We start from the raw sequence: 26262 nt of genomic DNA, 5'->3' as shown, positions 1-26262 counted from the left end.
GGCGGCGATGCGGCGGTGGCTGCATCAGTCCCGGCAATCGGAGACGTCGACGACGATCTTGCCGACGTGTGCACGGTCGACGAGTCGTTCATACGCACGGGGTGCCGAGTCGAACCCGACAACGGTGTCGATGACGGGGCGCAGCCGGTGCAGGGCGATCGCACGGTTCATCACCTCGAAATCCTGTCGGCTGCCCACCGTCACACGACGGACGGTCAGCGCGCGACCGTGCAGAATCCGCGGGTCGAGCGCGACAGGTTGCTCGTCACCGAATCCGCCGCCGCCGACATGGGCGATCTCGCCGTTGACGGCGGTGCTGCGTATCGATCGTTCCAGTGTCTGCGGGCCGACGGTCTCGACAACCCGGTCGACCCCGGCCCCGTCGGTTTCCTCGAGTACCGCTCGATCCCAATTCGGTTCTGCGCGATAGTCGATCGTGGCGTCGGCACCGAGATCCGCGAGTTTCTTCGCCTTGTCGGCCGACGAGGTCGCCGAGATCACGCGCACCCCGAAGAGCCTGGCGAACTGGACGGCGAACAATGCCACGCCACCGGTGCCCAGTGTCAGCACCGTCTGCCCGGGCAGGACGGGTGCCGGACCGGTGAGTGCGGACCACGCGGTGAGCGCCGAGCACGGCAACGTGGCCGCCTCCGCGGCGTCGAGGTGGGCGGGTGGACGGACCAGTTCGTCCTCCTCACAGACGAACCACTCGCCGAGGACGCCGTCCCGGCTCGACCCGAATTGTTCGACGGCGTCCCCGGCCGTCAATGTTCCTCCGCGCCACCGGGGAAAGTACGTGCTCACCACCCGGTCGCCGACGACCAGATCCCGGGTGTCGGGTCCGACCGCCACCACATCGCCCGCCCCGTCGGAGACGGGGACGGTACCCGGGGCGGCCGGTACCGCGTAGGTGCCGCGCAGGATCATCGCGTCGCGGAAGTTGAGTGCGGCGGCCCGTACGCGAACCACGACCTGCCGACCGATGGGCGGAGTGCATTCGCTCTGCGAATCATCTTGTCGGAGTCCGTGTTCCACGGATGGTTCGCCGGTGAGTCGCCATGCGCGCATCAGCTCCTCCCTTCTGGACCGGGTGGGGGGACGGCGCCGAAACCGCCGCGGAAGAAGAGCATCGGTGTGGCGCTCGGCCCGATGCTCAGTTCGCGGACCCGGCCGACGGCGATCTCGTGATCGCCTGCGTCGTGGACCGATTCGAGATCGCAGGTGATGTGGGCCACCGCCCCGGTGATCGAGGGCAAGCCGAGTCGGTCCGTCGTCCACGGGATGGCCGCGAACTTGTCGCCGCCCTTGGCGGCGAGTCGGCCGCACACCTCCTGCTGGCGGGCGTCGAGCACGTCGACGCCGAAAGCCCGGCGCCGGCGGATCCTCGGCCAGGTGGTCGACGTCTTCTGGGGAAAGAATGCGACCAACGGGGGATCGAGGGACACCGACGTGAACGACGACGCGACGAGCCCCACGGGTATTCCGGTGTCCGCGTCGGTGGAGGTGATCGCCACCACCCCGCTGGGATAGTGCCCGAGGACGTGCCGGAGGGTCTGTGGGTCACCAGGATCCAGTCGGGCGGGAGCGGCGGTCATCGCCGGGCTCCATTCCTGTTGTGCCAGGTGTCGTCGATCTCGACCATGTCGCTGTCGTCGAGCGCCTGTCGCAGTTCCACGAGATCGAACAGCGTCGCGCCACCGGCGATGGCCTCACGGATGCCGACCTCGCGTTCGGCCCGTCGGCGCGCGCCGACGAGGACCATCTCGGCGTCGGCGAGCGGAATTCGCAGGACGCCGTCCCCGTCGGCGACGACGATGTCGCCCGGCTCGATGTAGACGCCGCCGCAGACCACCGGGACGTTCACCTCGCCGGGCCCCCGCTTGAGCGGCCGGCCGGCGTAGGTGCCGCGGCACCACACCGGAAAACGAGTCTGTACCAACGCATCCGAGTCCCGTACCGGTCCATCGGCGACCACGCCCGCGGTACCGAGTTCACGTGCTGCCAGCGAGACCAGCTCGGCGAACAGCGGTGTGTCGGGCTCGCCCGGGCTGGTCACCACGAGCACCGACCCCGGTCCGGTGAGCTGTAGGGCGCGGTGTCCGGCGAGGCCGTCGCCGGGAAAGGTGTTGACGGTGACGGCCTGGCCGACCACCGTCTGTCCCGCCGTGAGTGCGCGAATGCTGGGATCCAGGAGCGAGGTGCGGCCGGGCATCGTGTCCATGGCCTCGTGCAGGTCGGCCATCGCGCATTTGCCGATGTCCTCGAGGATGTCGGACGGGCACTCGGGGATACGGGTGTAGATGTGGTGTGGCATCAGTGGATTCCTTCCAGACTCACACGGGCGTGGTCGAGCACGGCCGTGTTGATGAGATATTCGGGTCGACGGCCCTCGATCACGTCGATGGCCGCCTGCGCCGCAGCACAGGCCATGCGTTGCCGTGCGAGTTCGGTGCCCCCGGCGACGTGGGGTGAGAGCACGACGCGAGGACTGCCGAACAACGGGTCCCCGGCTCGTGGCGGTTCGTGTTCGAGGACGTCGAGTCCGGCGCCCCGCAGTTCTCCGGCATCGAGTGCGGCGAGCAGTGCGGCCTCGTCGACGACACCGCCGCGCGCGGTGTTGACGAGCACGGCGCGCGGCCCGAGCAGCTTGAGTTCGTCGGCGCCGATGAGGTGATGGGTCTCGGGTCCGAGCGGAACGTGGACCGAGACGACGTCGCAGCGGGGCAGGAGATCTTGCAGATCCACGGCTTTGGTGACGCCCTCGGCGGCCATCTCCTCGGCCGTGACGAACGGGTCGAGGGCCAGAACCTCGGCTCCGAACCCGGCGGCGCACATGTGGCCCACCCGGCGCGCGATGTTGCCGAAGCCGATCAGACCGACGGTCGCCTCGGAGATATCTCCCAGGACGACCTCGCCGGGTCGGCGAAACGCGGCCTGCCGGACCTTGGCGTCGGTGGTCGGTATCTGGTGGAGCACTGCCAACATGAGGGCCACCGCGTGCTCGGCGACACTTCCTGAGTTCGCGTCGCCGCTGTTGGCCACGACGATGCCCAGATCGGTCGCGGCGGCGATGTCGACGGAGTCGAGGCCGGCACCGTGTTTGGCGATCACCTTCAACGACGGGCTGCTTCGCAACGTCTGCGCGGGAAGTCCGGCGGATCGCATGACCACCGCGTCGGCGTCGGCGAGTGCGTGGCCCAGTGTCGCCGGGTCGAGGTAGCGGTCGTAGTCGGTCTCGACCTCGAACACGGTTCGGAGCAGGTCGATTCCCACCTGATGAATGGGTTCGGTGACCACCGCGCGTGGTCTGGTCATGAGAGGCCTCCTTGAGATCGTGGACGATAGAAACGAAACGGGTTGTCGCGCAGTATGAGTCGGGTCGTATCGGCGTCGCCGGTCCAGTGGGGCACCAGGTCGACGAGGGCGCCGTCGTCGGGCAGGAACTCGTCGGGTGGCATGGGATGGGGCCAGTCCGATCCCCACACCAGACGATCGGGGGCATGCTCGATCAGCGCGCGGGCGAACGGTGTGGCGCCCCGGTAGGGTGGGCCCGACGCATCGACCTGGTAGACGTGCGACAGTTTCACGTAGCGGTCGGGCTCGGTCAGCAGATCGAACAGGGAACGAAATCCACTGCTCTGCAAGGACTCTCCGGCGCGGGGACTACCCATGGACTCGATCATGACCGGGACCGGTGATGCGGCGAGAACCGGAGCGAGATCTGTCAGTGCCCTGGCGCCGGCGACGCGGAGGTCGAGGTGCCATCCCAGCTCGGCGAGTCGGTCGGCGGTGGCCCTCAGTCGGTCGACCGAGTGATTCCCGGGCCACTGGACCCGCAATCCGACCACCCCTCGGCGTGTCATCGAGTGCAGGACATCATCGGGGGTGTCGAGCACATCGACGTCGACGACGCCGACGAGACGATCCGGTGCCTCGTCGAGTGCGGCGAGCAGACACGAGTTGTCCTGGTGATACACCGACGGCTGGACCAGGACGCCGTGCCGGATGCCGAGCGCGTCGAGGACTCCGAGGTAGCGGTCGACTCCCTGCGTCGGCGCGACATACGACCGAGTGGGACTCTGCGGGAAGAGTTCCCGCGGACCGAAGACATGCGCATGGGTGTCCCAGGCGCCATGCGGCACCGGGTGGCGCGGTGGTGTCACGGTCGACCGCGCCGGACGGATGCGCACGATCGTGGTCACTAGGCCACCGCCGCGTCGTCGGTCTGCAGTTCGCGGAGCCGGTTGCGGTAGGCGGCGACGTTGTCGAGCTTGACCTGTTCGTACCCGCGAATCATGTCGGGCAGCCCGGCGATCGTGACGGCGTCGGCGTGGTTCTCCGGGGTCAGCTCGGCGGCGAGATTCCGGAGCACGTCGGTGAACTCCTCGACGAGATGCCGCTCGAGGCGCCGGATCTTCGTGTATCCGAACGGGTCGAGAGGTGTGCCACGAAGACGGCGTCCGGCCACGAGCAGCCGGAACGCCGGCCGCGACCAGCTGCCGAGGCTGATCTTGCGGTCCATGCCCATGCTGCGCAGGACCGGCGGGTGCAGACGATAGGACACCGTGGCACCCGGACCGACGATTCCGGCCGCGGCAGTTTCACCCGATTCACCGAGAAGGAGCCGCGCCACCTCGTATTCGTCCTTGTAGGCCATGAGCTTGTGCAGTGACCAGGCGGCGGCCTCGGCGAGGGCGGTGCTGTTGCCCATAGTGTCGGCCTCGGCTGCCCGGACCATCTCGACCAGATCCGCGTATTCGCCGGCGTAAGCGGTGTTCTGGAAGGCGATCAGTTCACCGACGCGGATGGTGACCAGGCGGGTGAGCTCGGAATCGGGTGCCGACCGGACCCGGCCGGCGATGCGCCGCATGACCGCCGAGGGGGTCTCCGGTGTCGCCGACGCCGGCGTGACCGCCCGCGCGAAGGCCTCCGGATCGGCCACTGCCTGCCGGCCACGTCGGAAGGCCGCGAGGTTGGTTTCGACCTTGACTCCATTGAGCCGCAACGCCTCCTCGATGCTCGCGGCGGGAATCGGGATGGCGCCCTTCTGATACGCGATGCCCGCGAGAAGGACGTTGGCGAATTGTCCCTCCCCGAACAACCGTTCCGACGCGGACCTGGCATCGAGGAACATACTTCCCGGCCGCGTGGCCGCGCGGATGCGTCCGATGGTCTGGTCGTCGTCGGGAAAGGCCGTCGTGGTGTCGATGACCATCTGCCCCGTGGGGATCTTCGCCGAGGACACGACAGCGGTGGTGCGCTCCCGCGAGGTCACCTCCAGGTTGCGCTCGTCGGCGCCGACGAGAAGGTCGCAGGCGAGATAGAGGTCGCAGGTGCCTGCGGCGAGTTTGTGCGCAGCGGATTCAGGGTCCGGCGACAGCCGCAGATCGGATACCACCGCACCGCCCTTCTGCGCGAGGCCGGTCTGATCGAGTGCGCGCACGGTGATTCCGGCGAGGGTCGCGGCCTGACCGAGGGTCTGTGCGAGGGTGACCACGCCGGTCCCGCCGACCCCGGTGATCCGGAGGGTGCGGGTCCGCGTCGGCAGGCCGGCGACCGGGTCGTCGAACGCCGCGGAATCCGGTGTTCCCGTGGCGGCGTGCTGCTCGGGCGCCGTGGTCGCACGTCCCGGCCGAACCGTCATGAAGGCCGGGCAATCGCCGTCGAGGCAGGAATAGTCGCTGTTGCAGGTCGACTGATCGATCTCGGTCTTGCGACCGAACTCGGTCGAAACCGGTTGTACAGATAGACAATTCGACTTTCGTCCGCAGTCGCCACACCCTTCGCAGACACGCTCGTTGATCACCACCGTGCGCTCGGGTCGTGGCACGAGGTTGCGACGGCGTTTGCGCCGCAATTCGGTGGCGCATTCCTGGTCGTGGATGAGTACTGTGACCCCGGGGGTCTGCGCCAGCACCTGCTGTGCGGCGTCGAGGCGCCGACGGTCCCACACCTTGACCGATCGTGGAAGCCGCACGCGCCGGTAGCGTTTGGTCTCGTCGGTGGTGACGATGATCCGGGCCACGCCCTCGGCCAGCAGTTCCTGACAGATCTGTGGGACGGTCATCAGTCCGACCGCCTGTTGCCCACCGGTCATCGCGACTGCGGAGTTGTAGAGCAGCTTGTAGGTGATGTTGACACCGGCGGCGACGGCGCCGCGAATCGCGAGACTGCCGGAATGGTGGAAGGTGCCGTCGCCGAGGTTCTGGAACAGATGGTCGTGTGCGACGAAGGGGGCCATGCCGATCCACTGCGCGCCCTCGCCGCCCATCTGGGTGAGTCCGGTGACGTCGCCGACGATTCCCGGATCCATCACCGCCACCATGGCGTGGCAGCCGATTCCCGCGCCGACCATCGATCCCTCGGGAACCCGCGTCGACGAGTTGTGCGGACAGCCTGAACAGAAGTACGGCGTGCGCGTCAGCAGCGGCAGGCTACGGAGCGAAGCGGAGATGTCGCGGCGCGTCGCGACATTTCCGCCGTCGTCGCCGTCGGCCCCGTGTTGGGGGGAGCCAAGACGCCGGCGCAGACCGGCGATGACGCGGTCGACGTCGAGCTCGCCCTCGACTGCGAAGAGCGGTGCACCGGTGGGATCCCGTTTGCCGGTGATGGTGGGCGCGTGTGAAGTGCCGTACAGCGCGTCCTTCAACGCCGATTCGATGAAGGGCCGCTTCTCCTCGACGACGATGATCTCGTCGAGCCCGTCGGCGAATTCGCGGACCAGACCGTCCTCGAGCGGGAAGAGCATGCGCAATTGCAGCAGCCGAACCGTGGGGCCGTCCGCGTCGTCGGCGCCGCGCCCGAGCGTCGTGAGCGCTTGCTCCACATCCAGAAAAGTCTTGCCCGCGGCCACTATCCCGACGCGCTGACCGTCGTGCCGACGATGAATCCGGTTCAGTCCGTGGACGGTTCCGTACCGGCGTGCGGCCTCGAGGCGGGTCGTCTCGCGGCTGAGCTCCAGCCTGCCGATCACCGGTTGTGCCAGGTTCGCCGAGATGACATGGTCGACAACCGCTTCCGAGGGCGGCTCGGGGAGGACGGAATGCTCACCGACGTGTACGGACTGAAACCCGTCGGCGACATTTGTCGCGATCTTCATCCCGACCCAGAGCCCGGTCGCCCGCGACATGGCCACCGCGTGGAGGCCGAGGTCGAGCGCTTCCTGCGGATCGGCCGGATACAGCACGGGCATACCGAGTTCGGCGAGGAGGGCCTCGGACGCGCCCGGCACTGTCGACGACTTCGCCGACGGGTCGTCACCGACGAGGGCGACCGCACCCCCGGTGGGTGCGGTTCCCATCAGATTCGCATGACGCAGTGCATCACTGGCGCGGTCGAGCCCGGGGCTCTTGCCGTACCAGAAGCCGACCACGCCGTCGACGGTCTTGTGCTCCGACTGCGACGCGAGCTGGGAACCCTGTACCGCGGTGGCGGCGAGTTCCTCGTTCACCGCCGGGCTGAACACCAGATCCGCGTCATCGACGAGAGTCTGATTGCGTTGCAGTTCCAGGTCGTATCCGGCGAGAGGCGAACCCTCGTAACCGGAGATGAAGACGCGGGTGGACCGGCCGGCGCGGGTTTCGCACCGCAGCACATCGAATGGCAGGCGGACGAGCGCCTGGAGTCCGGTGAGCGCGACGGTGCCGTCCTCGGTGCGATACCGATCGGCGAGCGTCGGTGGCGGTGGCGGAGGCGGGGCGTCCGCGGATTCGGTTGGTGCGGCAGCCGGATTGGCGGGCACGGTCAGGCCTCCTTGTGCACGGCGCAGCGTTCGAAGACGTCGTGGTATCGATTCGAATCGAGCCAGTTCAGGTCGGGGTCGTCGCCCGGTTCGCACCAGTAGAAGCTGCACATGGGTTCGTAGATCTGCTGATTGACGAGCAGAGCGGCGATGTCGCCTTCACGGATCACGTCGTTGTTCCTCACGTCGGTGGTGTGTGCTCGATCAGATGGCGGCGGCGGCGGGGGGCTGCGAGACACGGGACGACCGGCGATATCGGGCACCGGCATGGCTGTCGGGAAGGCGATCGGCACCCTCGGTGATGTTGCCGCGCAACGTATCCGAGGCGTATTCGCGTCGTACCCGCCCGCGGCGCTGTAGTTCCGGGACCACGAGATCGACGAACTCGGGAAGTGTCCGGAGCGGGAGATTGTCGTAGACGTTGATGCCGTCGATGTCGGCGTCCTCCATCAGTTCTTCGAGTCGGTCCGCGACGGTCGTCGGCGATCCGACGATGGTGATGCCGCCGAGGGATCGGGCGAGCAGTGCGCCGACCTGCCGTGGTGTCCACACCCGATCGGGATCGCCGACGGTGAAGCGTTCGAGAAGTGACCGGATTCCGTCGGTGTCGATGTATTGCAGCGGGGCGTCGATGTCGACGGATCCGAAGTCCACCTGCATCAGGGATGCGTGGCGGGCGAGGGTTCCCTCCGCACTCACATACGAGAGCTGCTGACGCAGCTTTACCTGGGCCTGCTCGTCGGTCGGTGCGACGACCACCGAGACCCCGGCGATGAACTTGAGGCTCTCCGTCGGCCGGCCCTGGGCGGTTGCCAGCTGTTTGCTGGACGCGGTGGCCTTGCGCAGCGAGGCGACATCGGTGCCGACGAGGAAGACCGCCTCGGCGTGCTTGACGGCGAACTGCTGCCCGGCCGAGGAGGCGCCTGCCTGGAACAGGGCCGGGGTGCGCTGCGGCGACGGCTCGCACATGAAAGCATCCGGCACGGAGAAGTACTTGCCGTGGTGGTCGACGGGATGGACCCGGTCGGGATCGGTGAAGACGCCGCGGTCGGCGTCACGGATCACGGCATCGTCTTCCCAGCTGCCCTCCCACAGCCGGTAGACGACCTCCATGAACTCCTCTGCGATGGCGTAGCGCTCGTCGTGTGGGATCTGGCGGTCGAGTCCCAGGTTGCGCGCCGCCGACGCGGTGGCCGAGGTGACGATGTTCCACCCGATGCGGCCCCGCGTCAGGTGATCGAGCGTGGTCATGCGCCGGGCGAAGCTGTACGGCTGCTCGTAGGTGGTCGACGCGGTGAGCGCGAACCCCAGATGATTGGTGGCGGCGGCCATCGCCGAGACCGCCATGGCCGGATCATTCAGGGGTACCGCGACGGCCTCACGCAGCGCAGCATCGGCGGAACCTTGATAGATGTCGTTGAGGCCGGGGAAGTCGGCGATGAACAGACTGTCGAACATGCCGCGCTCGAGCGTGCGCGCGGTATCGATCCAGTAGTCCAGGGAGGTGTAGCGGTGTTCCTGGTTGTACGGGTTGCGCCACGTGCCGATGGCGGTGTGGCCGACACCGGCAATCTTGAAGGCGTGCAGCTGAATGCGTTTCACGACGTCACCTTTCGAGCGTCAGCGGGCTTGTGTTGAGCGACTCTAGGTGTGACGCAGATCGCGTACTGTCAACGATGTGACACTTCGGAGAAATGAGTCGTCGCGCGCCGCGCAATCCGATCGCGGGGCGGGCGCGGCGCGTGGATATGCCGGGGCCGGTCGACGCCTGGAATTCTTCCGATACCTCTCGCCCGAGGCGCGCCGCGATTTCGACGACGCTGCCGTGGTGCGGCATTTCCGCGCCGAGCAACGTATCTATATGCAGGAGGACCGCCAGCGGCTGATGTACCGATTGTTGTCCGGTCGAGTGTGGCTCTCCTACAGCACGGTCGACGGTCGCGAGCACCTCGCCGGGCTGCTGGGGCCGGGTGAAGGTTTCGGCATCAGCTCGCTCATCGACGGAGAAGGGCTGCCGCAGACCGCGGTCGCCCGGTCCGACGTCGAGGTACAGGTTCTCGACGAGGCGACGATGAACCGGCTGCGTTCGGCGCACAGGTCGATCGACGACGCCATCATGCGTTCGTTGCTCCGTGACATCCGAATACTCAGCAGCGAGCTCGCGTCCGCTTCGCTGGCGGACCTGCCGTCCCGATTGGCCCGTCAGCTGCTGGCCCTGGCCGCGCCCGGACCGGACGGGCGGCCCATGGTGTCGCTGACGCAAGCCGAACTCGGTGGGGTGCTCGGAGTCTCCCGGCAGACACTCAACCGGCAGTTGCGCCAACTCGAGAGCGAGGGCGTCGTACGCCTCAGCTACGGCGAGGTGCACCTGAACGAGCTGGATCGTCTGCGGCTGCTGTGCTCCGATCTGGCCTGACGAGAATGTCACCTCTGCGACAGTCTGAGAGGTAGATCACACTTACTGTCGGTGCACCGGCTCGCCGTCGAACCCGGCGGGTCCAGATTCCATGAGGAGCACCATGACATCAGTGAGCCCACGTCGTCGCCTGATCGGGGGATCGATCGGAACGTTCGTCGAGTGGTACGACTTTCTCATCTACGGCTTGTCCGCGCCGGTTCTCGCCGCGCATTTCTTCCCCGAGTCCAGTGCCACGGCCGGGATCATGAGCACCTTCGCGATCTATGCAGTCGCGTACCTGGCCCGTCCGATCGGTGGCGCCTACTTCGGCCGGATCGGTGACCGACTCGGACGGATTCGTACGCTCGCGATCATCGTGCTGCTGATGGGCACTGCCACCACGGCTCTCGGGCTGCTGCCGACCTATGCGACCGTGGGACTCGCGGCCCCGGCGCTTCTGCTGGTCTGCCGTGTCGCGCAAGGGTTTTCGGCCGGTGGTGAGACCAGTGGCGCGGCCGCCTACATCGTCGAGTCCGCACCGCCGCGCCACCGGGCGCTCTGGATCAGCATCTGTGTGGCCGGTTCGTGGCTGCCGATTCTCGTGGCCGCAGGTCTGATCCTGTGTCTGCGTGCCGGCCTCGGAGATGCGGCATACGCCTCGTGGGGCTGGCGGATCCCGTTCCTGGCCGGTGGTCTCCTCGCGGTGGTCGGACTCTGGTTGCGCAGCCTTCTCGACGACCCGGAGGAGTTCGTCGCGGCACGACGGGCCGCTCCGGTCCGCGGAGTGATCCGGACCGTCCTCGTCGAGCACTGGCGGGCGATCATCGCCGTGATGCTGATCGTGGCCGTGCAGGGCGTCGGGGCGTATCTGCTGCTGAGCTACATGTACAGCTACCTGGTGACGGTGGCGGGACTCGGCCCGTCGGCGGCGCTGGTGTCGAATGCCATCGGGGTGACCGCGATGGCGGTGATACTTGTGCCCTGTGGGTTGCTGGCCGACCGCGTGGGCCGCAAACCGTGCATGTTCGCCGGTGCGGTCTGGACCGGGGTGATTTCCTGGCCTGCATTGGTTCTCGCGTCTCAAGGCAGCGTCGCTGCTGCGATCGGCGGTCAGGTGCTGATCGGTGCGGGAGTGGCGCTCTTCTCGGCGGGCGGGTTCGTCACCATGGCCGAATTGTTCTCCACGTCCGTGCGATTCACCGGTCATGCGATCGGCTACAACGTCGGCTACGCGATATTCGGCGGCACGACCCCGTTGATCGCCTCGGCGCTCGTCGCGGCGACGGGAATGGCTGCGGCGCCGGCGTTCTACGTCTTGGCGATCGCGATTCTCGGGATCATCGTCGTCAGCCGACTCCCGGAGACGAAGGGTGTGCGACTGCGCGACGGTGGTGTGGCCGACGACGCGGTCGATGCGGCACCTGCCACGCAACCGGTGGTGCGGTGATCGATGGTCGGCCCTCAGGAACCCGCGTGCATCTCCCACCGCGGGTGACGGTGCGGACGGGGGATTCCGTCGGCGTCGTGACGCCGGCGCTCGCAGACCCGACGGAATACATCGAGACGGCGGCCGGTTGTACCCCGCGACGGCTTCGGAATTCTGCCCCGGGCCCCACCCCTTTCGCCGCTACGAGCGGCCACTTGCCGAGAGGCGCATTATCCGGGGCCGTCCCACTCGAACGATCGGCCCGGACCACGGTGTGGTCCGGGCCGGTTGCTGTCTGATGGCTACGTCGTCGTCACCGCGGACACCCACGACGTCGATTCACGCCCCGACCAATTAGCCAGGCGTTCGGTGGCGCCGGCGCCGGGGCGGGGTTCCACGACGGCGTCGAACGGCACGCCGTCGTCGGCGCGGATCGCCGCCGGAATGAACTGCTGCGCGACCGCGAGAGCCGCCTGGGCGAGCGCCGGGTCGGCTTCCGGGTCCTGACCGGTCGCGACGGCAAGGTCCCAGCCGTGTACCAGTGTTTCGTTGACGTATCCCCACAGGGCCCCGGCGCCGGGCACGTCGCCCCACGGAACCTTTACCGGCGCAGCAAGTTTCGCGTCGTCGGCCCATAGCTCGATGGCGTGGTCGGAGAGTTGGCGGTAGGTGGCGGCGTCGTGTCGGTCGTCGATCCTGGGTGTGCCGTCCACATCACCCCGCTCGGCCAGGGCGACGGCACGCCCGGCGACGGCGACGAGGTGTCCGGCCAGGGTGCGTACATCGAAGTCGTCGCACGGGGTGGGGGAATCGAGCTGATCGTCGCGGACGCCGCCGATCAGGTCGGTGGCCCAGCGGGTCGCGGCCGCGTAGACGGGGCGCGGGTCGGCGGGCTGGTTGCTGGTCATGATGAGGTCCTCTCGGTTGTCCGGGCTGGATGAGAACCAGTGAACCGGCAATACCTGACACCTTGTGTCATGTTTTTCTGACAGACTTTTTCCATGCGCGCCGAGCGACTGCTGTCGGTCCTGATGCTCTTACGATCGCGGGGCCGGATGACCGCTGCCGACCTGGCGGCCGAGCTTGAGGTATCCGAACGCACCGTCCTGCGCGACATCGAGGCGCTCTCGCTCTCGGGTGTCCCGGTCTATGCGGAGCGGGGTCGGCGTGGCGGGTTCGCGCTCGTGCCCGGCTACCGCACCGACCTGTCCGGGCTGACGCTCGGCGAATCGATCGCCCTGCTGTCGGCCGGCGGCCGCATCAACTCGCCGGCCGCGGCGAGCGCCAAACGCAAACTCGAGGCGTCGTTGCCGGAAACTCACCGCAGTCAGGTCGCCGACGCCGCGCGTCGAATCCTGGTGCGCTCCGACGGATTCGTCCGGGCGCCGGAGAATCTCGACGCGTTGGCACCGGTGCAGCGGGCCGTCGTCGAAGGATGGCGGATCCGCGTGATGTATCAGCGCCGCGGCGTCGAACCCCCCGAACCCACCGAACGCATCCTCGATCCGGTCGGACTGGTCGTCGCCGGCGATACGTGGTATCTGATTGCGAATTCGCATGGGGCCGAACGGATGTATCGGCTCTCCCGGATGTCGGCAGTCGAGGTCCTGGCGGAGCCGGCGCAACGCGACGCCGACGTCGACCTCGACGAGGTGTGGGAACGGCGCAAAGCGGCATTCCGCTCCGCCTTCGAACCGGCCGACGTGGTCATCATCTGCCCGCGCGCGACGATGCCGGCGATCACCGACGGGCCCGTCACCGTGCTCGCCGTCGACGACGACCCGGACACCGCGACCGACGGCACCGATCGCGTACGGATTCGCCTGCGGTTCGCCGACGGCGCGCACGCGATCCGGATGCTGTGGGCATTGTCCTTCGACGTGCGCCTCACGGTGATCGAGCCGGAATCCATGCGTGCCGATCTCGCGCGCCGGGCACAGATGCTGCTCGAATCGCCCTCCGGCCCGCCGCAGCCGACGGATAATGACACACATGGCAGATAGTGGTACGGCAGATAAAGGTGTGCAGTACGGCGTGGGAGCTCGTCCCGCTGAGCGTCAACGGTTTCGGAAGCTCGCACAGGCGGCCCTCAACGCCGACGTGACCGTGGAGCAGGTCGACACGATCCTCTCGGATATGGGAGTGGCGCTCGACGGATTCGACCGCACTCTCGGTGACCTCGACGGAACCATCGAATCGCTCAACACCACGATGAGCCAGTTGGGGTCGACCCTGACCATGGTCGACCAGACGGTCGACCGGATGGCCGACGTCGTGATGCGCCTGGAAAAGGTGGTCGGGCGTGTGGAATACCTTGTCGCAGTGGGTGAGACGGCGCTGCGGCCGTTGGGTGCCATCGAGTCGGCGGGCCGCAGCGTGATGTCGCGGATCGGACTCGCGTAGCCATGGCGAGCACTCACGACGAACGCAGCTTTCGCGGTGCCCACGGCGAGACGATCGTCTACGACGTCTTTCGCCCGCAGAGCGAGCCGAGCGCGGTGGTCGTCATCGCCCACGGGATGGGTGAGCACGGCCGGCGGTACGGCCACGTGGTCGAGGCGCTGCTGAGCGCCGGGTATCTGGTCGCGGTGCCCGATCATCTCGGGCACGGACGCTCGGGGGGCGCCCGCATGCGCATCACCAGATTCGGCGAATACACCGACGACCTGGACCGGGTCATCACCGAGGTCGCCGTCGAAGGGCTACCGACCTACTTGATCGGTCACAGCATGGGCGGTTGCATCGCGCTCGACTACGCCCTCGACCATCCCGATCGGCTCGCCGGACTCGTGCTGACCGGGGCCGCCATCATGCCCGGCGACGACTTGCCCGCACCGCTGATCGCGATGTCGAAGATCGTCGGCAAGATCGCACCCCGGCTGCCGACGATGGCACTCGACTCGGGCAGCATCAGTCGCGACCCGGATGTGGTGGCCGCCTACGAGGCCGACCCGCTGGTGCACCGCGGCAAGATCCCCGCGCGACTCGGCGCCGAGATGGTGTCGACGATGCAGTCGTTCCCCGCCCGGCTGCCGTCGTTGCGGATGCCGGTCCTCGTCATGCACGGCAGCGAGGACACACTGACCAACCCGGAGGGCAGCCGTCTGGTGGAGCGGCTGGCGTCGTCGCCCGACAAGACGCTCGTCATCTGGGACGGACTGCGGCACGAGATCTTCAACGAACCCGAAAAGGCCGAGGTGATCGGCACTCTCACGCGTTGGCTGGCCGATCGGGTCGGCGCCTCCTAGAGATCGGGCCGCCTCCTAGAGATCGGGCCGTCCCGTCCGCACAGTGCGGACGGGACGGCCCGGGCCTGCAGCGCTTGTCAGGCGCCATATCCGAGAAGGGATTTCACCTCGAGGAACTCGTCGAAGGCGTAGTCGCTCCACTCGCGGCCGTTACCGCTCTGCTTGTAGCCGCCGAACGGTGCCGACGGGTCGAGTTGCGCGCCGTTGAGCGAGATCGAACCCGCACGGATGCGGGCGCCGACCTCGCGCACCTTCTCGGTGTCCTTGCCGGAGACGTAGCCGGCCAATCCGTAGTCGGTGTCGTTGGCGATCGTGACCGCGTCATCGAGATCCTGGTAGCCGATGAGCACGAGCACCGGCCCGAACACCTCGGTACGAGCGATCTCCATGTCGTTGGTGACATCGCGGAACACCGTGGGGCGCACGTAATATCCGGTCGGCAGATCGTCGGGACGGCCGGGACCGCCGAAGATCGGGGCGGCGCCGTCGTCGATGGCCCGCTCGATCAGTCCCTGGATCTTGTCGAACTGCGCCTCGGACACCACCGGGCCGAGTCGGACGTCACCGGACGGATCACCGACGGTCAGCTTCGGCTCGACCGAGCGGGCCGCGTCGGCGGCCTCGTCGAGCCGGGCGGCCGGGACCAGCATCCGGGTCGGCGCATTGCACGACTGCCCTGAGTTCACCATCATCGACGCCACCCCGCCCGCGACGTTGGCGGCGAGGTCCTCGTCGTCGAGAATGATGTTGGGGCTCTTGCCGCCGAGTTCCTGGGCGACGCGCTTGACGGTCGGTGCCGCGTTCCGCGCGACCTCGACCCCCGCACGGGTGGAACCGGTGAACGAGACCATGTCGATCCCCGGGTGCGCCGACAATGCCGATCCGACACCCGGGCCGTCGCCGTTGACCAGATTGAACACCCCGGCGGGAACGCCGGCCGCATCGAAGATCTCGGCGACGATCGCAGCCGAGAACGGTGCCACCTCGGAGGGTTTGAGAACCATCGTGCAGCCGGTGGCCAGCGCCGGCGCCACCTTGCACATGACCTGATTGAGCGGCCAGTTCCAGGGCGTGATGAAACCACACACGCCGATCGGCTCCTTGACGATGCGCGAGGTGCCGCGGTCCTGCGCGAACGAGTAGTTCGGCAGTGCCTGCGCCGCGGCCATCAAGTGGCCCAGCCCAATGGGTACCTGCGCGTTCTTCGCGAGGAAGTCCGGTGCGCCCATCTCCTCGGTGACCGCGGCGGCCAGATCGTCCATCCGCTTCTGATATTCGGCGATGACCGCGTTGAGCACGCCGACACGTTCGTCGACCGAGGTGGTGCCCCAGGTGGTGAACGCGCGCCGGGCCGCGTCGACAGCGGCATCGACGTCGGCGGCGGAGCCGAGGGCGACCTGTCCGGCCGACTTCTCCGTCGCCGGATTGATCACGTCGGTGACGTTGAGTTCGGCGGGTTCGACCCACTGGCCGTCGATGTAGAACTTGGTGATCTCGCGCATGTGTCCTCCGTCTCGAGAGGTGACGCCGTCCCGGGATGTGGCGCCACGTCTGTGTTCCACAACACACTATGCCCGACGAGCGATAGCCGAGCGAGCAGTCGGTAATCGCCGAGGCGGATGGGCGCGGACAGGCGAGGAGCCGCACGAACGCAAAGGCCCGACCGACGCCATGAGTGGTGACTCATGGCGCCGACCGGGCCTTGACCGGATCAGCGTGTGATCAGATCAGCGTGCCGAGGAGGTCGTGTGCCGGGTGGCGGCCCGGCCGTTGCCGTTGCGGCCGTTGCCACCGCGATTACCGGTGGACCGGGATGCGCCGTTGCCCTCGGGATGTCCGGTCGAGGACCGGTGGCCGCCGCCGGAGCGACCGCGCGAACCCTGGCCGCCCGCCGACTGCTCATCGCGCTGACGTCCGCTGTGCTGACGTCCATTGGGTGCGCCACCGCGGTTGCGGCCGCCGGTCTGGCCACCGGAGCGGCGCGGACCCCGTGCCGGGCGCTGCGATGCGGGCTGCTCGGGCGCCGGGGTGACGTGGGCGGCCCGCTCGCCGACGAGTGCGTCGACGGCGGCCGACGTTGCGTCGACGCGCTGCGGGGTCACCGTGATCTTGGCCTTGTGCAGCAGCGTGCGCAGGTCGCGGCGCTGCTCGGGCAGGCAGATGGTGACGACGTCACCGGCATTGCCCGCACGCGCGGTGCGGCCCGACCGGTGCAGGTAGGCCTTGTGCTCGGCCGGCGGGTCCACATGCACCACCAGCTCGATGTCGTCGACGTGGACACCACGGGCGGCGACGTCGGTGGCGACGAGTACCCGGACCGAGCCGTTGCCGAAGGCGGCGAGGCTGCGGTCACGCTGTGCCTGGCTGAGGTTGCCGTGCAGGTCGACGGCGGGGATGCCGTCGGCGGTCAGCTTCTTGGCGAGCTTCTTGGCCTGGTGCTTGGTGCGGGTGAACAGGATTCGGCGTCCGACACCCGAGGCGAGGGTGTTGATCAGCGCGGTCTTGTCGCCGGCGCCGGCAACCTCGAACACGTGGTGGGTCATCTGCTCGACCGGCGACGACGAGTCGTCGACGGAGTGCATCACCGGATTGTGCAGGAAGCGCTTGACGAGTTTGTCGACACCGTTGTCGAGGGTGGCAGAGAACAGCAGGCGCTGTCCGTCGGCGGGAGTGGCGGCGAGGATGCGGGTGACCGCGGGCAAGAAGCCGAGGTCGGCCATGTGATCGGCCTCGTCGAGCACGGTGACCTCTACGTCATCGAGGCGCACAATACGTTGCTGCACAAGGTCTTCGAGGCGCCCGGGGCAGGCGACGACGATGTCGGCACCGCGACGCATCGCATCTTCCTGGCGCTTTTGGCTGACGCCGCCGAAGATCGTGGTGACGCGCAGGCCGAGCGCCGCCGCGAGGGGTTCGATGGCGGTCGCGATCTGGGTGGCCAGCTCGCGGGTGGGTGCCAGGACGAGTCCGGTGGGGGCGCCCGGCTTGCGGGTGACGTCCATCTCGGACAGGCCGGCGACCAGCGGGATCGCGAAGGCCAGCGTCTTGCCGGAGCCGGTACGGCCGCGGCCGAGAACGTCGGCGCCGTCGAGGGTGTCGGGCAGGGTGTCGGACTGGATGGGGAAGGCCTCGGTTTTGCCGTCGGCGGCGAGGACATCGACGAGTGCGGATGGCACGCCGAGGGATTCGAATGTGGCCATGGAGGGTGCCTTTCGGGCAGGTCTCACGGCACAGGGATCATCCACGTCCGCGAGATCGGTGGCGAAGGCGCGGGCTCGCGCATTCGTTCGCCGTATGAAGTGGAGTGATCGAGGCGGTGCTCCTGGCCCGGAGGGTCATCGGTGTGATGGCCCCGGTGGCCCATCGGTGCGATGGCCGGGCGGCTCCGCCGAAAACAGTCGTTCTACGACGTCTGACACCGCACAGGGCGGGTCATTCGTTGTCCAACCTTACACGTTCACGCCGCGGACGGGCGAAACGTGGCGCGGCTCACTGATTCCCGAGGGCCAGACCCGAGGGGCTCAGGCGACGCTGCTCAGCACGGCGGCGATCACTCCGGCGATGGTGAGCACACCGACGATCACCGCGCAGGTGATGGCCAGGCGTCGCCGGCCGCGCTGTGCGGCGCTGATCGCGAGACCGACGCCGATCAGGATCGCCGCGGCGTACACGGAGATACCGATGGTGAGCCCGGCGACTGCCGAATCGCTCAACGCCAGCACCGCGGCGGGGCGGCCGGGGTCACGTGCACCGATCATGTGCCGAGTACATCACGCGCCGGGATGTCGACCACCGCCGGAACCCGGTCAGCCGGTCGGCGCCCGGCGGGTGCCGGGCTGCTGGCGCGGCATGCTGTTGGGCGGGACCGGATACGGGGTTCCGCGTCCGGCCGTTCCGGCGGCGATGTTCGGTCCACATTGCACGAGGGCGTTCTGTGCGGCCGGGTTCGGGTCGCCGAAGTGCGGCCGGGTGGTGTCGGGCCGGCTGCCGAAGTCGAATGCCGAGGTCATGTCGCCGGCGGTGGCCCGGCGCCATGCGGTCAGGTTCGGCACGTCGACACCGAACCGTTTCTCGATCAGCCGCAACTGCGAGGTGTGGTCGAAGGTCTCCGAGGCGACCAGCCCGCCCCGGCTGTAGGGCGAGATCACAAAGCAGGGGACGCGGTAGCCCAGTCCGATCGGTCCGCGGATGCCCTTCGACGAGGAGACGCGGCCGAGGTCGGGGACGCTGACGTACTCGCCGGGGGTTCCCGGTGGTGCGGTCGGCGGGGTGACGTGGTCGAAGAAGCCGCCGTTCTCGTCGTAGCTGATGATCAGTGCGGTCTTCTCCCACACCGCCGGGTTGGAGGTGAGGATGTCGAGCAGTTGCACGATGCCGACGGCACCGAGCGCCGCGGGCAGCGCCGGGTGCTCGCATTCCATGGCAGGCGGGATCACCCACGAGACCTTGGGTAGCCGGCCGGCCTTGACGTCGGCGGCGAAGTCGTTGGGGTAGGTCGGGTCGATACCGCGTTTGGCCAGTTCGGAATTCGGGTTCTGTGCCTGCTTGAAGCAGCCCATCATGCCGTCGAGGATCACCGAGGAGACCGGACCGAAATCCTTGTTGTTGTAGATCTTCCAGCTGACGCCCGCGTCGCGCAGGTTTTCCGGCATGGTGCGCCAGGAATACTCGAATTTCGGTATGAGCGTGGGGGTTTCGAGCAGCGGACCACCGTGTCGCCCCTCCGGGTCGAGGGAGGCGCTCATCCAGTAGAGGCGATTGGGGTCGGTGGGCCCGAGGACCGAACAGTGGTAGCCGTCGCACAGGGTGAATGCCTCGGCCAGCGACCGGTGCACGGGGATGTCCTCGCGTTCGTAGTACCCCATCAGCGCCGGGGCGTTGTCGGGTCCGACCGAGGCGATCGACATCGGCAGCCAGCCGTCGTTGCGGCCACCGTTCCATGCGCGGTGCAGGCCGGCCCACGTGTGGTCGGGATCGTTGATGCACTCGCCGTCGAGGTTGGCATCGGTGGTGGTGTCGAGGCGGAACGGCATGGTGTAGCCGTTGGGTGTCGGGCCCTTGCCCGGCGCCCAGCCGTGCTGCTTCCACACCTGCGAGGACTCACCGAAACCCCTTACGCCGGAATAGGTTCCGAAGTAGTGGTCGAACGACCGGTTTTCCTGCATGAACAGCACGATGTGTTCGATGTCCGACAGTGATCCGGAGCCGCCGGGATCGGCCGAGGCGTAGGCCTTGTCGATGATCGGAGCGGCCCACGAGGTGAGGAGCGCCCCGCCGCCGGTGGCGGCGACCCGCCGCAAGAATTCCCGTCGATCCAATCCGGCAAACATCGATGAACTCACATCTCCTCGTCGCAACTTCGGCCGGGACAGCAGCGAGCGCCCCGAAGTGACCGGGCGACTGTAGGGGACGCATACGAACAGCTGGTGAACCCCACGTGACGCCGGAATCTTGCGAGCACATTAGCGTCCTCGGGGCGTGGCCGGAGCCGTCCGCCGGTAATGCGGCGGATGTCGGGTTGCGTGGCGTGATGGCGCCTACGGTGGAGGAATGACCACAGCAGACACCTATGACGTCCTGGTGATCGGTGCCGGTCCGGCCGGCGAGAACGCCGCCGACTATGCGATTGCCGGTAGCGACCGCACCGCGGCCATCATCGAACACGAATTGGTCGGCGGCGAATGCTCGTATTGGGCGTGTATGCCCAGCAAGGCATTGCTGGGCGCGGGCGCCGCGCTCGACGCCGCCGAAGGTCTGCCGGGCGCTCGTCCCGCCGTCGCGTCGACGGCGCCGGATCGGGCGGCATTGCTGCGCTGGCGAGACGAATTCACCTCACATCGCGATGATGGTTCGCAGGTGAAGTGGGCGTCGTCGGCCGGTATCGACGTCATCCGGGGGCAGGGCCGGATCGTCGGCGAGCGTGAGGTCGAGGTCGTCGACACCAATGGTCCGCGGCGGATTCGCGCCCGCGAGGCGGTCGTGTTGGCCACCGGCAGCACCGCGACCATCCCGCCGATCCCCGGGCTGGCCGACGCCCGGCCGTGGACCTCCCGCGACGCCACCAACATGGTCGACCTGCCGGGCCGGGTCGCGATCCTCGGCGGCGGCGTGGTGGCCTGCGAGGCCGCGACCTGGCTGGCCGACCTCGGCGCCTCGGTCACCCTCGTCGTGCGCGGATCGGGTCTGCTCGCGAACATGGAACCCTTCGCAGGTGAGCTGGTCGCCGAATGTCTGCGGGATCGCGGGGTGGGCATCCGCTTCGGTTCGACCTTTGCCGACGTGACCCGCGCGGACGTCCGGGACACCGGGTACGGCCGCATTCACGGCGGCCCGGTCCGTGCGCGGATCGTCGACCGCGACGACGTGACCGACGAGATCGAGGTCGACGAGATCATCGTCGCCGCGGGCCGCCGGCCCACGACCGCCGACCTCGGACTCGACAGCGTCGGCATCGACGCGTCGCAGCGCCTCGACGTCGACGATCACCTGGCGGTGGCCGGCCGGCCCTGGCTGTATGCCGTGGGCGACGTCAACGGCCGTGCGCCGCTGACGCACATGGGTAAATATCAGGCCCGGGTGGCCGGCGAGGTGATCGCCGCCCGCGCCGACGGCCGCGACCTCGACGACCCGCGCTACCGCGCGACCGCCGATCACGAGGCCGTGCCGCAGGTGGTGTTCACCCGGCCGCAGGTCGGGTTCGTGGGCATCACCGAGCAGGCGGCCCGCGACGGCGGTGTCGACGTGCAGATCTCGGCCCTCGACATCGCGGTCGCCGGGTCGGCGCTGGAGCGTGAACAGTACCGCGGCCACGCGCAACTGGTGATCGATCGGGAGCGGGATGTGCTCGTCGGGGCCACCTTCGTCGGGCCGGGCATCGCCGAGCTCGTGCACTCGGCCACGATCGCGATTGCCGGCCACGTTCGGCTCGCGCAGTTGTGGCATGCCGTCCCCGCGTACCCGACCGTCAGCGAGGTGTGGCTGCGACTGCTCGAACAGGTGCACTGACCGCGCGGCCCTCGCGGCGTTCCGATCATCCGATATGCGAGTGTTGACCGTTTCGTGTCTTTTGATCAACCGAAACTGATCAGTCTAGGCTGATGACCATGGTGGATGACGAGATTCTCGACGCCGCATCGGAGCTGCGACTGATAGTGGGCACGATGCTGCGCCGGTTACGGGTGCGACGTCACCCCGACGACCCGAGCGTGTCGGAGACGACGGTGCTGGCCCGCCTGGATCGCGACGGCGAGAGCACCGCCGCCGAACTGGCGCGCCGCGAACAGATCAGCCCGCAGTCGATGGGGGTGACGGTCTCGGCACTGCTCGAGCGTGAACTGGTTGCGCGTGCGCCGGACCCGTCCGATGGGCGGCGGGCGGTGCTGCGGTTGACCGATCAGGGGCGCGCAGTTCTCGGCGATCGGCGCAATCACCGCACGCAGGCCATCGCGGAGGCGATGGCCGCGGTGCTCGACGCCGACGAGGTCCGCACGGTCACTGCGGCTCTGCCTCTCCTCGACCGGGTGGCGCAGGCCCTGTGAGCGCGCCGACAGACGACCGTGCGGTCACCGACGACCCCGGTTACCGGTGGGTGGCGCTGTCGAATACCACTGCGGCGGTGTTCATGTCGGCACTCGACGGATCGATCGTCATCATCTCGCTGCCGGCAATTTTCCGCGGCATCGGACTCGATCCGCTGGCCTCGCAGAACATCGGCTTCCTACTGTGGATGATCATGGGCTATCGCCTGGTGCAGGCGGTGGCGGTCACCACCCTTGGCCGTCTCGGCGACATGTTCGGCCGGGTCCGTATCTACAACGCCGGTTTCGCGGTGTTCACCGTGGCCTCGATTCTGTTGTCCTTCGACCCGTTTCACGCCTCGGGCGCGGCGATCTGGCTGATCGCGTGGCGCCTGTTGCAGGCGCTGGGCGGGTCGATGCTCACCGGCAACTCGGCGGCCATCCTGACCGACGCCTTTCCCCCGGATCGTCGCGGATTCGCCCTGGGCCTCAACCAGGTTGCCGCGCTCGCCGGGCAACTGAGCGGTCTGGTCCTCGGTGGGCTGCTGGCCGCGTGGGACTGGCGGGCGGTGTTCTGGGTGAACGTGCCCGTCGGGGTGTTCTTCACGGTGTGGGCATATCGCAAGCTCCGCGACAACGGTGAACGGCATCCGGGCCGGATCGACTGGTGGGGCAACGGTGCCTTCGCGATCGGGCTGTCGGCGATACTCATCGCGATCACCATCGGGCTGCAGCCCTATGCCGGACACACCATGGGCTGGGCCAATCCGGTCGTCGTGGCCCTGCTCGTCGGGGGCGCCGTGCTGCTCGTCGCCTTTGTGGTGATCGAGAGCCGCGTCGCCGACCCGATGATCGAGTTGTCGCTCTTCCGGATTCGAGCGTTCACGGCCGGGAACTTCGCGGCGTTGTGCGCGTCGCTGTCGCAGGGTGGCCTGCAGTTCGTCCTCATCATCTGGCTGCAGGGCATCTGGTTGCCACTGCACGGGTACGACTATGCCGACACCCCGCTGTGGGCCGGTATCTTCATGCTGCCCTTGACCTGTGGCTTCTTCATCGCCGGTCCGTTGACCGGTGCGCTGTCGGACCGCTTCGGTGCCCGCGGATTCGCCACCGTCGGGATGGTGGTGTTCGGATCGAGCTTCGTCGGGCTGCTGTTCTTGCCGATCGTGTTCCCGTACTGGGCTTTTGCGCTACTCATCGCTCTGAACGGCATCGGCACCGGCATGTTCGCCGCACCCAACACCTCGTCGATCATGGGTAGCGTCCCCGCCCGTTATCGTGGTGTCGCGTCCGGGATGCGTGCGACCTTCCAGAATTCGGGGACCGCACTGTCGATCGGGGTGTTCTTCTCCCTGATGATCGTCGGCTTGTCGGCGCATCTGCCTGCCACCATGTCGGCGGGACTGCAGCAACAGGGGGTGCCCCCCGGTGTCGCCGACAATATCGCGAATCTGCCGCCGGTGGCGTCGCTGTTCTCGGCGCTGTTGGGCGTCAACCCGATCGAGCATCTGTTGGCCGGTGCCGGTGTGCTCGAGCATCTCGGCACCGAGCAGCAGCAGACGCTCACCGGCCACGAGTTCTTCCCGAGCCTGCTGACCGGCCCGTTCCACGACGGCCTGGTGATCGTGTTCCTGGCCTCGATCGGGCTCTCGATCTGCGCGGCGATCGCGTCGGCGCTGCGGGGCCGTCCGGGGGCGCCGAAGTTGACGTCGACGCCGCACGCGGACCCGGCCGGCGGTCAGGAGATGACGGGACGGCCCAGCGGCAGTGGAGAACCACCAGTCGAACTCGACATCGCGTCGAAGAACAGATAGGCACCGACCGCGGCGAACGCGAATACCACCCAACCGGCCACCGTTTGGATGGTGCTGCTGCCCTGCGCGGTCGCGATGAGTACGAGAACCAGGGCGAGATCGACGAGGACGAACAGCAGCGTGAACGCGAACGGCAGTCGCAAGGTGGCCAGGGTCAGCATGATGATCACCACCAGCCACGAGGTGAGAAAGACCTCCTGGGTGGCCACCGCGCTGTCGGTGCCCACGCCGTACCAATTGTGGGTGAGGCCCAGCACGAGTGCGGCGTAGCTCAACCAGAACCCGGCGAAGATGCCGAACACCGATGCGACAGCATTCTGTGCGAGCGACAACGCCCACACGGCCGCGACCAGCTGACCGATTCCGGTGGCCGCGAGGATGATCGGAATCGATGCGCCCACCGCGGACGCCGGCACGAATCCGATCAGGACCATGCCCAATGCGATCGAGCCGACGATGAACGTCGGTACGCCGATGGTTGCCGGATTGCCCAGTGGCGCAGCGGGAGCGGGCTCGGTCGTGGCAATCACGTCGGGAGGAGCGGCGGCAACATCAGTCATGGTCTGTCCTTCGCGAGAATTCGGCATTCGTCGGCGATGCCGGTCGTCAACGTAGGCCTGACGTGCCGGAGATCACAATGATCTGAAAACAAACCTGTTCCGCGACTGGCCGTTCGGTCAGTGGGTCAGTGCACCAGGGGAGCGGCCGCTGCTGACCGAATGGCTCGATCGGGTGATCGTGCAGCCCCGAGCGGCGCGGCGCGTTACCAGCGGTAGTCGAGGAACTTCCCGTCGAAGGTGACGACGACGCGGTCGCCGTCGGGGTCCGGGCGCCGGGAGATGTCGACCTTGAAATTGATGGCACTCATGATGCCGTCGCCGAATTCCTCGTGGATCAGTTCCTTGAGGGCCGGCCCGTAGACGGCCAGGGCCTCGTGGAAGCGATAGATCGTCGGATCCGAGGCGGCCCCGGCGTCGGCGGTCCGGGTCGGTTGGCGCACCAGGGCTTCGACGACGCGATCATCGAGGCCGAGATGCGCGCACAGAGTCACCGCCTTGTCGGCGGGTACCGGATGCTGGCCGAGAAGGGCGGCGACGGTCCACACCAGCGGCGCGTCGATGCGCTCGGCGATGTCGGCCCACGTGAGTCCCTGGCGGATGCGTTCGGCGATGATCAGCTCCGCGGCTTCGGACTTCGGCATGATTCCGGTGGACATGGCTCTCCTCGGTATTCGACTTTTCTCGGTCCGTCCACCATGGCGACCGGAGCGCCGGGTGTCCACCGGAGCGACCGGCCGGCGATCAGCGAGGAGTCAGCAAAAACGTGCGCGCGCCCGCTTGCCATGCGGCGTGCAGATCGTCGGCGTCCGGGGTGCCGTCGGCGCCGACCCGAATCTTGTTGAACTTCGCGAACTGCGCATTGTCACGGCACATCTGCGCGTAGTGCGCGACCACTTCTGGCTCTTCGGTGAACACCTCGACGTCGGCTGTGCGGCGCTTACCCTTCAGCCGTATCTCGATGGGCTCGCCGGTGCGCAGGTTCTTGCCCCACCCGAACGGCGTGCCCAACAGCAGCCGATCGCCCTGACGTTGATACGCCACCGGGATCGTGTAGTGGCGCCCGGACTTTCGGCCCGTGACATAAAGCGTGACGAGCCGCGAGCCGATGCCACGACTGATCCCCGGAGTCGCGAGGAGGGTACGCACCACTCGATTGGCGAGCCCCTGGATCTTCAGGGTGCTCGCACGGTCGGGAGTGCTCGCGGTCACGTCATCGAGGCTACTCGCGTGAACGTGAACCCGCCCCGTGTCCGGGTATGGCGGCGCGATCGGTAGACATTACTCTCGGAAACCGCGACCGATGTCTGACCGATCCGTCGGCTGATGTGCGTGTGGTGGGGTCGATGTCGGCGACGGATCTGGGGGAGTCGGGCCGGGATTTGTTGCGTCTCAGTCGTCAGGCCGAGGCGCGGGTGGTGGTGGCGGCCGGCGTATTGGGTGAGCGCACCTATCGTGACGTGTTGGCGACGGCACCACCGATCTTTCAGATGATGATGCGGCACAAGGCCGATAAGGCGGCGGTGGCGGAGGTGTCGCTGCAGTTGGGGATTTCGCGGTC

24 protein-coding genes and 1 pseudogene are annotated in these 26262 nt (G+C 67.8%); 9 read left to right on the top strand and 16 right to left on the bottom strand.

Translation table 11 applies throughout. From position 1 onward, the window contains the following. Positions 1-24 precede the first annotated feature (24 nt). Genes ACLQ3C_RS08855 through ACLQ3C_RS08820 form a run of 8 tightly spaced genes read right to left on the bottom strand, consistent with a single transcriptional unit; the run spans position 25 to position 9343 of the window. Positions 25-1068 (bottom strand): zinc-dependent alcohol dehydrogenase family protein, encoded by a 1044-nt coding sequence (locus ACLQ3C_RS08855; protein WP_425704686.1) that lies wholly within the window; start codon positions 1066-1068, stop codon positions 25-27. Then, entirely contained in the window at positions 1068-1595 is a 528-nt protein-coding gene (locus ACLQ3C_RS08850) for a flavin reductase family protein (protein WP_425704685.1), read from the bottom strand. The genes ACLQ3C_RS08855 and ACLQ3C_RS08850 overlap by 1 nt, the downstream gene beginning before the upstream one ends. After that, positions 1592-2314 (bottom strand): RraA family protein, encoded by a 723-nt coding sequence (locus ACLQ3C_RS08845; protein WP_425704684.1) that lies wholly within the window; start codon positions 2312-2314, stop codon positions 1592-1594. The genes ACLQ3C_RS08850 and ACLQ3C_RS08845 overlap by 4 nt, the downstream gene beginning before the upstream one ends. Next, positions 2314-3315 (bottom strand): NAD(P)-dependent oxidoreductase, encoded by a 1002-nt coding sequence (locus ACLQ3C_RS08840; protein WP_425704683.1) that lies wholly within the window; start codon positions 3313-3315, stop codon positions 2314-2316. The genes ACLQ3C_RS08845 and ACLQ3C_RS08840 overlap by 1 nt, the downstream gene beginning before the upstream one ends. Further along, on the bottom strand, positions 3312-4202 hold the full coding sequence (locus tag ACLQ3C_RS08835; protein ID WP_425704682.1) for an amidohydrolase family protein: 891 nt from the start codon (positions 4200-4202) through the stop codon (positions 3312-3314). The genes ACLQ3C_RS08840 and ACLQ3C_RS08835 overlap by 4 nt, the downstream gene beginning before the upstream one ends. Beyond that, on the bottom strand, positions 4202-7741 hold the full coding sequence (locus tag ACLQ3C_RS08830) for an indolepyruvate ferredoxin oxidoreductase family protein (RefSeq protein ID WP_425704681.1): 3540 nt from the start codon (positions 7739-7741) through the stop codon (positions 4202-4204). The genes ACLQ3C_RS08835 and ACLQ3C_RS08830 overlap by 1 nt, the downstream gene beginning before the upstream one ends. Before the next feature lie 2 nt (positions 7742-7743). Then, positions 7744-7926: a hypothetical protein gene (locus tag ACLQ3C_RS08825; RefSeq protein ID WP_425704680.1), complete on the bottom strand. Its 183-nt coding sequence runs from the start codon at positions 7924-7926 to the stop codon at positions 7744-7746. A gap of 19 nt (positions 7927-7945) precedes the next feature. Next, positions 7946-9343, bottom strand: a complete 1398-nt coding sequence (locus tag ACLQ3C_RS08820; protein WP_425704679.1) for an LLM class flavin-dependent oxidoreductase — start codon at positions 9341-9343, stop codon at positions 7946-7948. A gap of 76 nt (positions 9344-9419) precedes the next feature. On the opposite strand from ACLQ3C_RS08820, the gene ACLQ3C_RS08815 reads away from it, so the two are divergent. Together ACLQ3C_RS08815 and ACLQ3C_RS08810 are read left to right on the top strand one after the other, a co-directional pair. Then, complete coding sequence (locus tag ACLQ3C_RS08815; RefSeq protein ID WP_425704678.1) at positions 9420-10157, top strand: Crp/Fnr family transcriptional regulator; 738 nt, start codon at positions 9420-9422, stop codon at positions 10155-10157. Positions 10158-10260: 103 nt separating this feature from the next. Further along, a complete protein-coding gene (locus tag ACLQ3C_RS08810) occupies positions 10261-11586 on the top strand; it encodes an MFS transporter (RefSeq protein WP_425704677.1) in 1326 nt (441 codons plus the stop codon). 281 nt (positions 11587-11867) lie between these two features. Here ACLQ3C_RS08810 and ACLQ3C_RS08805 read toward each other — a convergent pair whose 3' ends face one another. Next, the gene (locus tag ACLQ3C_RS08805; RefSeq protein WP_425704676.1) at positions 11868-12473 is read right to left on the bottom strand and encodes a TIGR03086 family metal-binding protein; all 606 of its coding nucleotides are present in this window, start codon (positions 12471-12473) and stop codon (positions 11868-11870) included. 93 nt (positions 12474-12566) lie between these two features. Here ACLQ3C_RS08805 and ACLQ3C_RS08800 point away from each other — a divergent pair, with 93 nt between their 5' ends. From ACLQ3C_RS08800 to ACLQ3C_RS08790, 3 genes are read left to right on the top strand one after another with little or no spacing between them, the layout of a single operon-like run. Beyond that, on the top strand, positions 12567-13568 hold the full coding sequence (locus tag ACLQ3C_RS08800) for a helix-turn-helix transcriptional regulator (RefSeq protein WP_425704675.1): 1002 nt from the start codon (positions 12567-12569) through the stop codon (positions 13566-13568). Continuing rightward, the gene (locus ACLQ3C_RS08795) at positions 13558-13968 is read left to right on the top strand and encodes a hypothetical protein (RefSeq protein ID WP_425704674.1); all 411 of its coding nucleotides are present in this window, start codon (positions 13558-13560) and stop codon (positions 13966-13968) included. Before ACLQ3C_RS08800 ends, ACLQ3C_RS08795 begins: the two co-directional genes overlap by 11 nt. 2 nt (positions 13969-13970) lie before the next feature. Beyond that, a complete protein-coding gene (locus ACLQ3C_RS08790; protein WP_425704673.1) occupies positions 13971-14813 on the top strand; it encodes a lysophospholipase in 843 nt (280 codons plus the stop codon). A gap of 77 nt (positions 14814-14890) precedes the next feature. Here the strand turns inward: ACLQ3C_RS08790 and ACLQ3C_RS08785 are convergent, their stop codons facing one another. The 4 genes from ACLQ3C_RS08785 to ACLQ3C_RS08770 form a co-directional block, all read right to left on the bottom strand. Continuing rightward, positions 14891-16315, bottom strand: a complete 1425-nt coding sequence (locus ACLQ3C_RS08785; RefSeq protein ID WP_425704672.1) for an aldehyde dehydrogenase family protein — start codon at positions 16313-16315, stop codon at positions 14891-14893. A gap of 225 nt (positions 16316-16540) precedes the next feature. Continuing rightward, positions 16541-18013 carry a DEAD/DEAH box helicase gene (locus ACLQ3C_RS08780; protein ID WP_425704671.1) on the bottom strand — a complete coding sequence of 491 codons (1473 nt, stop codon included), beginning with the start codon at positions 18011-18013 and terminating at the stop codon, positions 16541-16543. Positions 18014-18334: 321 nt separating this feature from the next. Then, complete coding sequence (locus ACLQ3C_RS08775) at positions 18335-18571, bottom strand: hypothetical protein (protein ID WP_425704670.1); 237 nt, start codon at positions 18569-18571, stop codon at positions 18335-18337. Positions 18572-18619: 48 nt separating this feature from the next. Next, entirely contained in the window at positions 18620-20143 is a 1524-nt protein-coding gene (locus tag ACLQ3C_RS08770) for an alkaline phosphatase family protein (protein ID WP_425704835.1), read from the bottom strand. Between the two features lie 220 nt (positions 20144-20363). Between ACLQ3C_RS08770 and ACLQ3C_RS08765 the strand changes: the two genes are divergently transcribed. From ACLQ3C_RS08765 to ACLQ3C_RS08755, 3 genes are all read left to right on the top strand, one after another. Then, positions 20364-21818: a dihydrolipoyl dehydrogenase family protein gene (locus tag ACLQ3C_RS08765; protein ID WP_425704669.1), complete on the top strand. Its 1455-nt coding sequence runs from the start codon at positions 20364-20366 to the stop codon at positions 21816-21818. A gap of 92 nt (positions 21819-21910) precedes the next feature. Next, a complete protein-coding gene (locus ACLQ3C_RS08760) occupies positions 21911-22351 on the top strand; it encodes a MarR family winged helix-turn-helix transcriptional regulator (protein ID WP_425704668.1) in 441 nt (146 codons plus the stop codon). Beyond that, positions 22348-24144, top strand: a complete 1797-nt coding sequence (locus ACLQ3C_RS08755) for an MFS transporter (protein WP_425704667.1) — start codon at positions 22348-22350, stop codon at positions 24142-24144. Before ACLQ3C_RS08760 ends, ACLQ3C_RS08755 begins: the two co-directional genes overlap by 4 nt. On the opposite strand, the gene ACLQ3C_RS08750 is transcribed toward ACLQ3C_RS08755, so the two are convergent. The 3 genes from ACLQ3C_RS08750 to ACLQ3C_RS08740 all read right to left on the bottom strand — a co-directional run bounded on the left by ACLQ3C_RS08750 (position 24069) and on the right by ACLQ3C_RS08740 (position 25913). Further along, entirely contained in the window at positions 24069-24704 is a 636-nt protein-coding gene (locus ACLQ3C_RS08750) for a GPR1/FUN34/YaaH family transporter (protein WP_425704666.1), read from the bottom strand. The two genes, ACLQ3C_RS08755 and ACLQ3C_RS08750, sit on opposite strands and share 76 nt — an antisense overlap. A gap of 203 nt (positions 24705-24907) precedes the next feature. Beyond that, positions 24908-25360 carry a cyanase gene (cynS, locus tag ACLQ3C_RS08745; RefSeq protein WP_425704665.1) on the bottom strand — a complete coding sequence of 151 codons (453 nt, stop codon included), beginning with the start codon at positions 25358-25360 and terminating at the stop codon, positions 24908-24910. An 85-nt stretch (positions 25361-25445) separates the two neighbouring features. Continuing rightward, complete coding sequence (locus ACLQ3C_RS08740) at positions 25446-25913, bottom strand: nitroreductase/quinone reductase family protein (protein ID WP_425704664.1); 468 nt, start codon at positions 25911-25913, stop codon at positions 25446-25448. 134 nt (positions 25914-26047) lie between these two features. Here ACLQ3C_RS08740 and ACLQ3C_RS08735 point away from each other — a divergent pair. Further along, a pseudogene (locus tag ACLQ3C_RS08735) lies at positions 26048-26262 on the top strand (HNH endonuclease); the annotation flags it as partial.

Source organism: Gordonia sp. DT30 (genome assembly GCF_049844915.1).
Lineage (GTDB): Bacteria > Actinomycetota > Actinomycetes > Mycobacteriales > Mycobacteriaceae > Gordonia.
The sequence above is the reverse complement of the archived record's forward strand: the minus strand, read 5'-3'. Positions and strand labels throughout refer to the sequence as shown.

Bases quoted from the DNA above. Each gene is read 5' to 3' on its own strand.
- ACLQ3C_RS08790 (WP_425704673.1), top strand. From the start codon at position 13,971: ATGGCGAGCACTCACGACGAACGCAGCTTTCGCGGTGCCCACGGCGAG.
- ACLQ3C_RS08810 (WP_425704677.1), top strand. From the start codon at position 10,261: ATGACATCAGTGAGCCCACGTCGTCGCCTGATCGGGGGATCGATCGGA.
- cynS (WP_425704665.1), bottom strand. From the start codon at position 25,360: ATGTCCACCGGAATCATGCCGAAGTCCGAAGCCGCGGAGCTGATCATC.
- ACLQ3C_RS08775 (WP_425704670.1), bottom strand. From the start codon at position 18,571: ATGATCGGTGCACGTGACCCCGGCCGCCCCGCCGCGGTGCTGGCGTTG.
- ACLQ3C_RS08845 (WP_425704684.1), bottom strand. From the start codon at position 2,314: ATGCCACACCACATCTACACCCGTATCCCCGAGTGCCCGTCCGACATC.
- ACLQ3C_RS08760 (WP_425704668.1), top strand. From the start codon at position 21,911: ATGACCATGGTGGATGACGAGATTCTCGACGCCGCATCGGAGCTGCGA.
- ACLQ3C_RS08750 (WP_425704666.1), bottom strand. From the start codon at position 24,704: ATGACTGATGTTGCCGCCGCTCCTCCCGACGTGATTGCCACGACCGAG.
- ACLQ3C_RS08800 (WP_425704675.1), top strand. From the start codon at position 12,567: ATGCGCGCCGAGCGACTGCTGTCGGTCCTGATGCTCTTACGATCGCGG.
- ACLQ3C_RS08855 (WP_425704686.1), bottom strand. From the start codon at position 1,068: ATGCGCGCATGGCGACTCACCGGCGAACCATCCGTGGAACACGGACTC.
- ACLQ3C_RS08795 (WP_425704674.1), top strand. From the start codon at position 13,558: ATGGCAGATAGTGGTACGGCAGATAAAGGTGTGCAGTACGGCGTGGGA.
- ACLQ3C_RS08770 (WP_425704835.1), bottom strand. From the start codon at position 20,143: ATGTTTGCCGGATTGGATCGACGGGAATTCTTGCGGCGGGTCGCCGCC.
- ACLQ3C_RS08765 (WP_425704669.1), top strand. From the start codon at position 20,364: ATGACCACAGCAGACACCTATGACGTCCTGGTGATCGGTGCCGGTCCG.
- ACLQ3C_RS08850 (WP_425704685.1), bottom strand. From the start codon at position 1,595: ATGACCGCCGCTCCCGCCCGACTGGATCCTGGTGACCCACAGACCCTC.
- ACLQ3C_RS08785 (WP_425704672.1), bottom strand. From the start codon at position 16,315: ATGCGCGAGATCACCAAGTTCTACATCGACGGCCAGTGGGTCGAACCC.
- ACLQ3C_RS08840 (WP_425704683.1), bottom strand. From the start codon at position 3,315: ATGACCAGACCACGCGCGGTGGTCACCGAACCCATTCATCAGGTGGGA.
- ACLQ3C_RS08805 (WP_425704676.1), bottom strand. From the start codon at position 12,473: ATGACCAGCAACCAGCCCGCCGACCCGCGCCCCGTCTACGCGGCCGCG.
- ACLQ3C_RS08780 (WP_425704671.1), bottom strand. From the start codon at position 18,013: ATGGCCACATTCGAATCCCTCGGCGTGCCATCCGCACTCGTCGATGTC.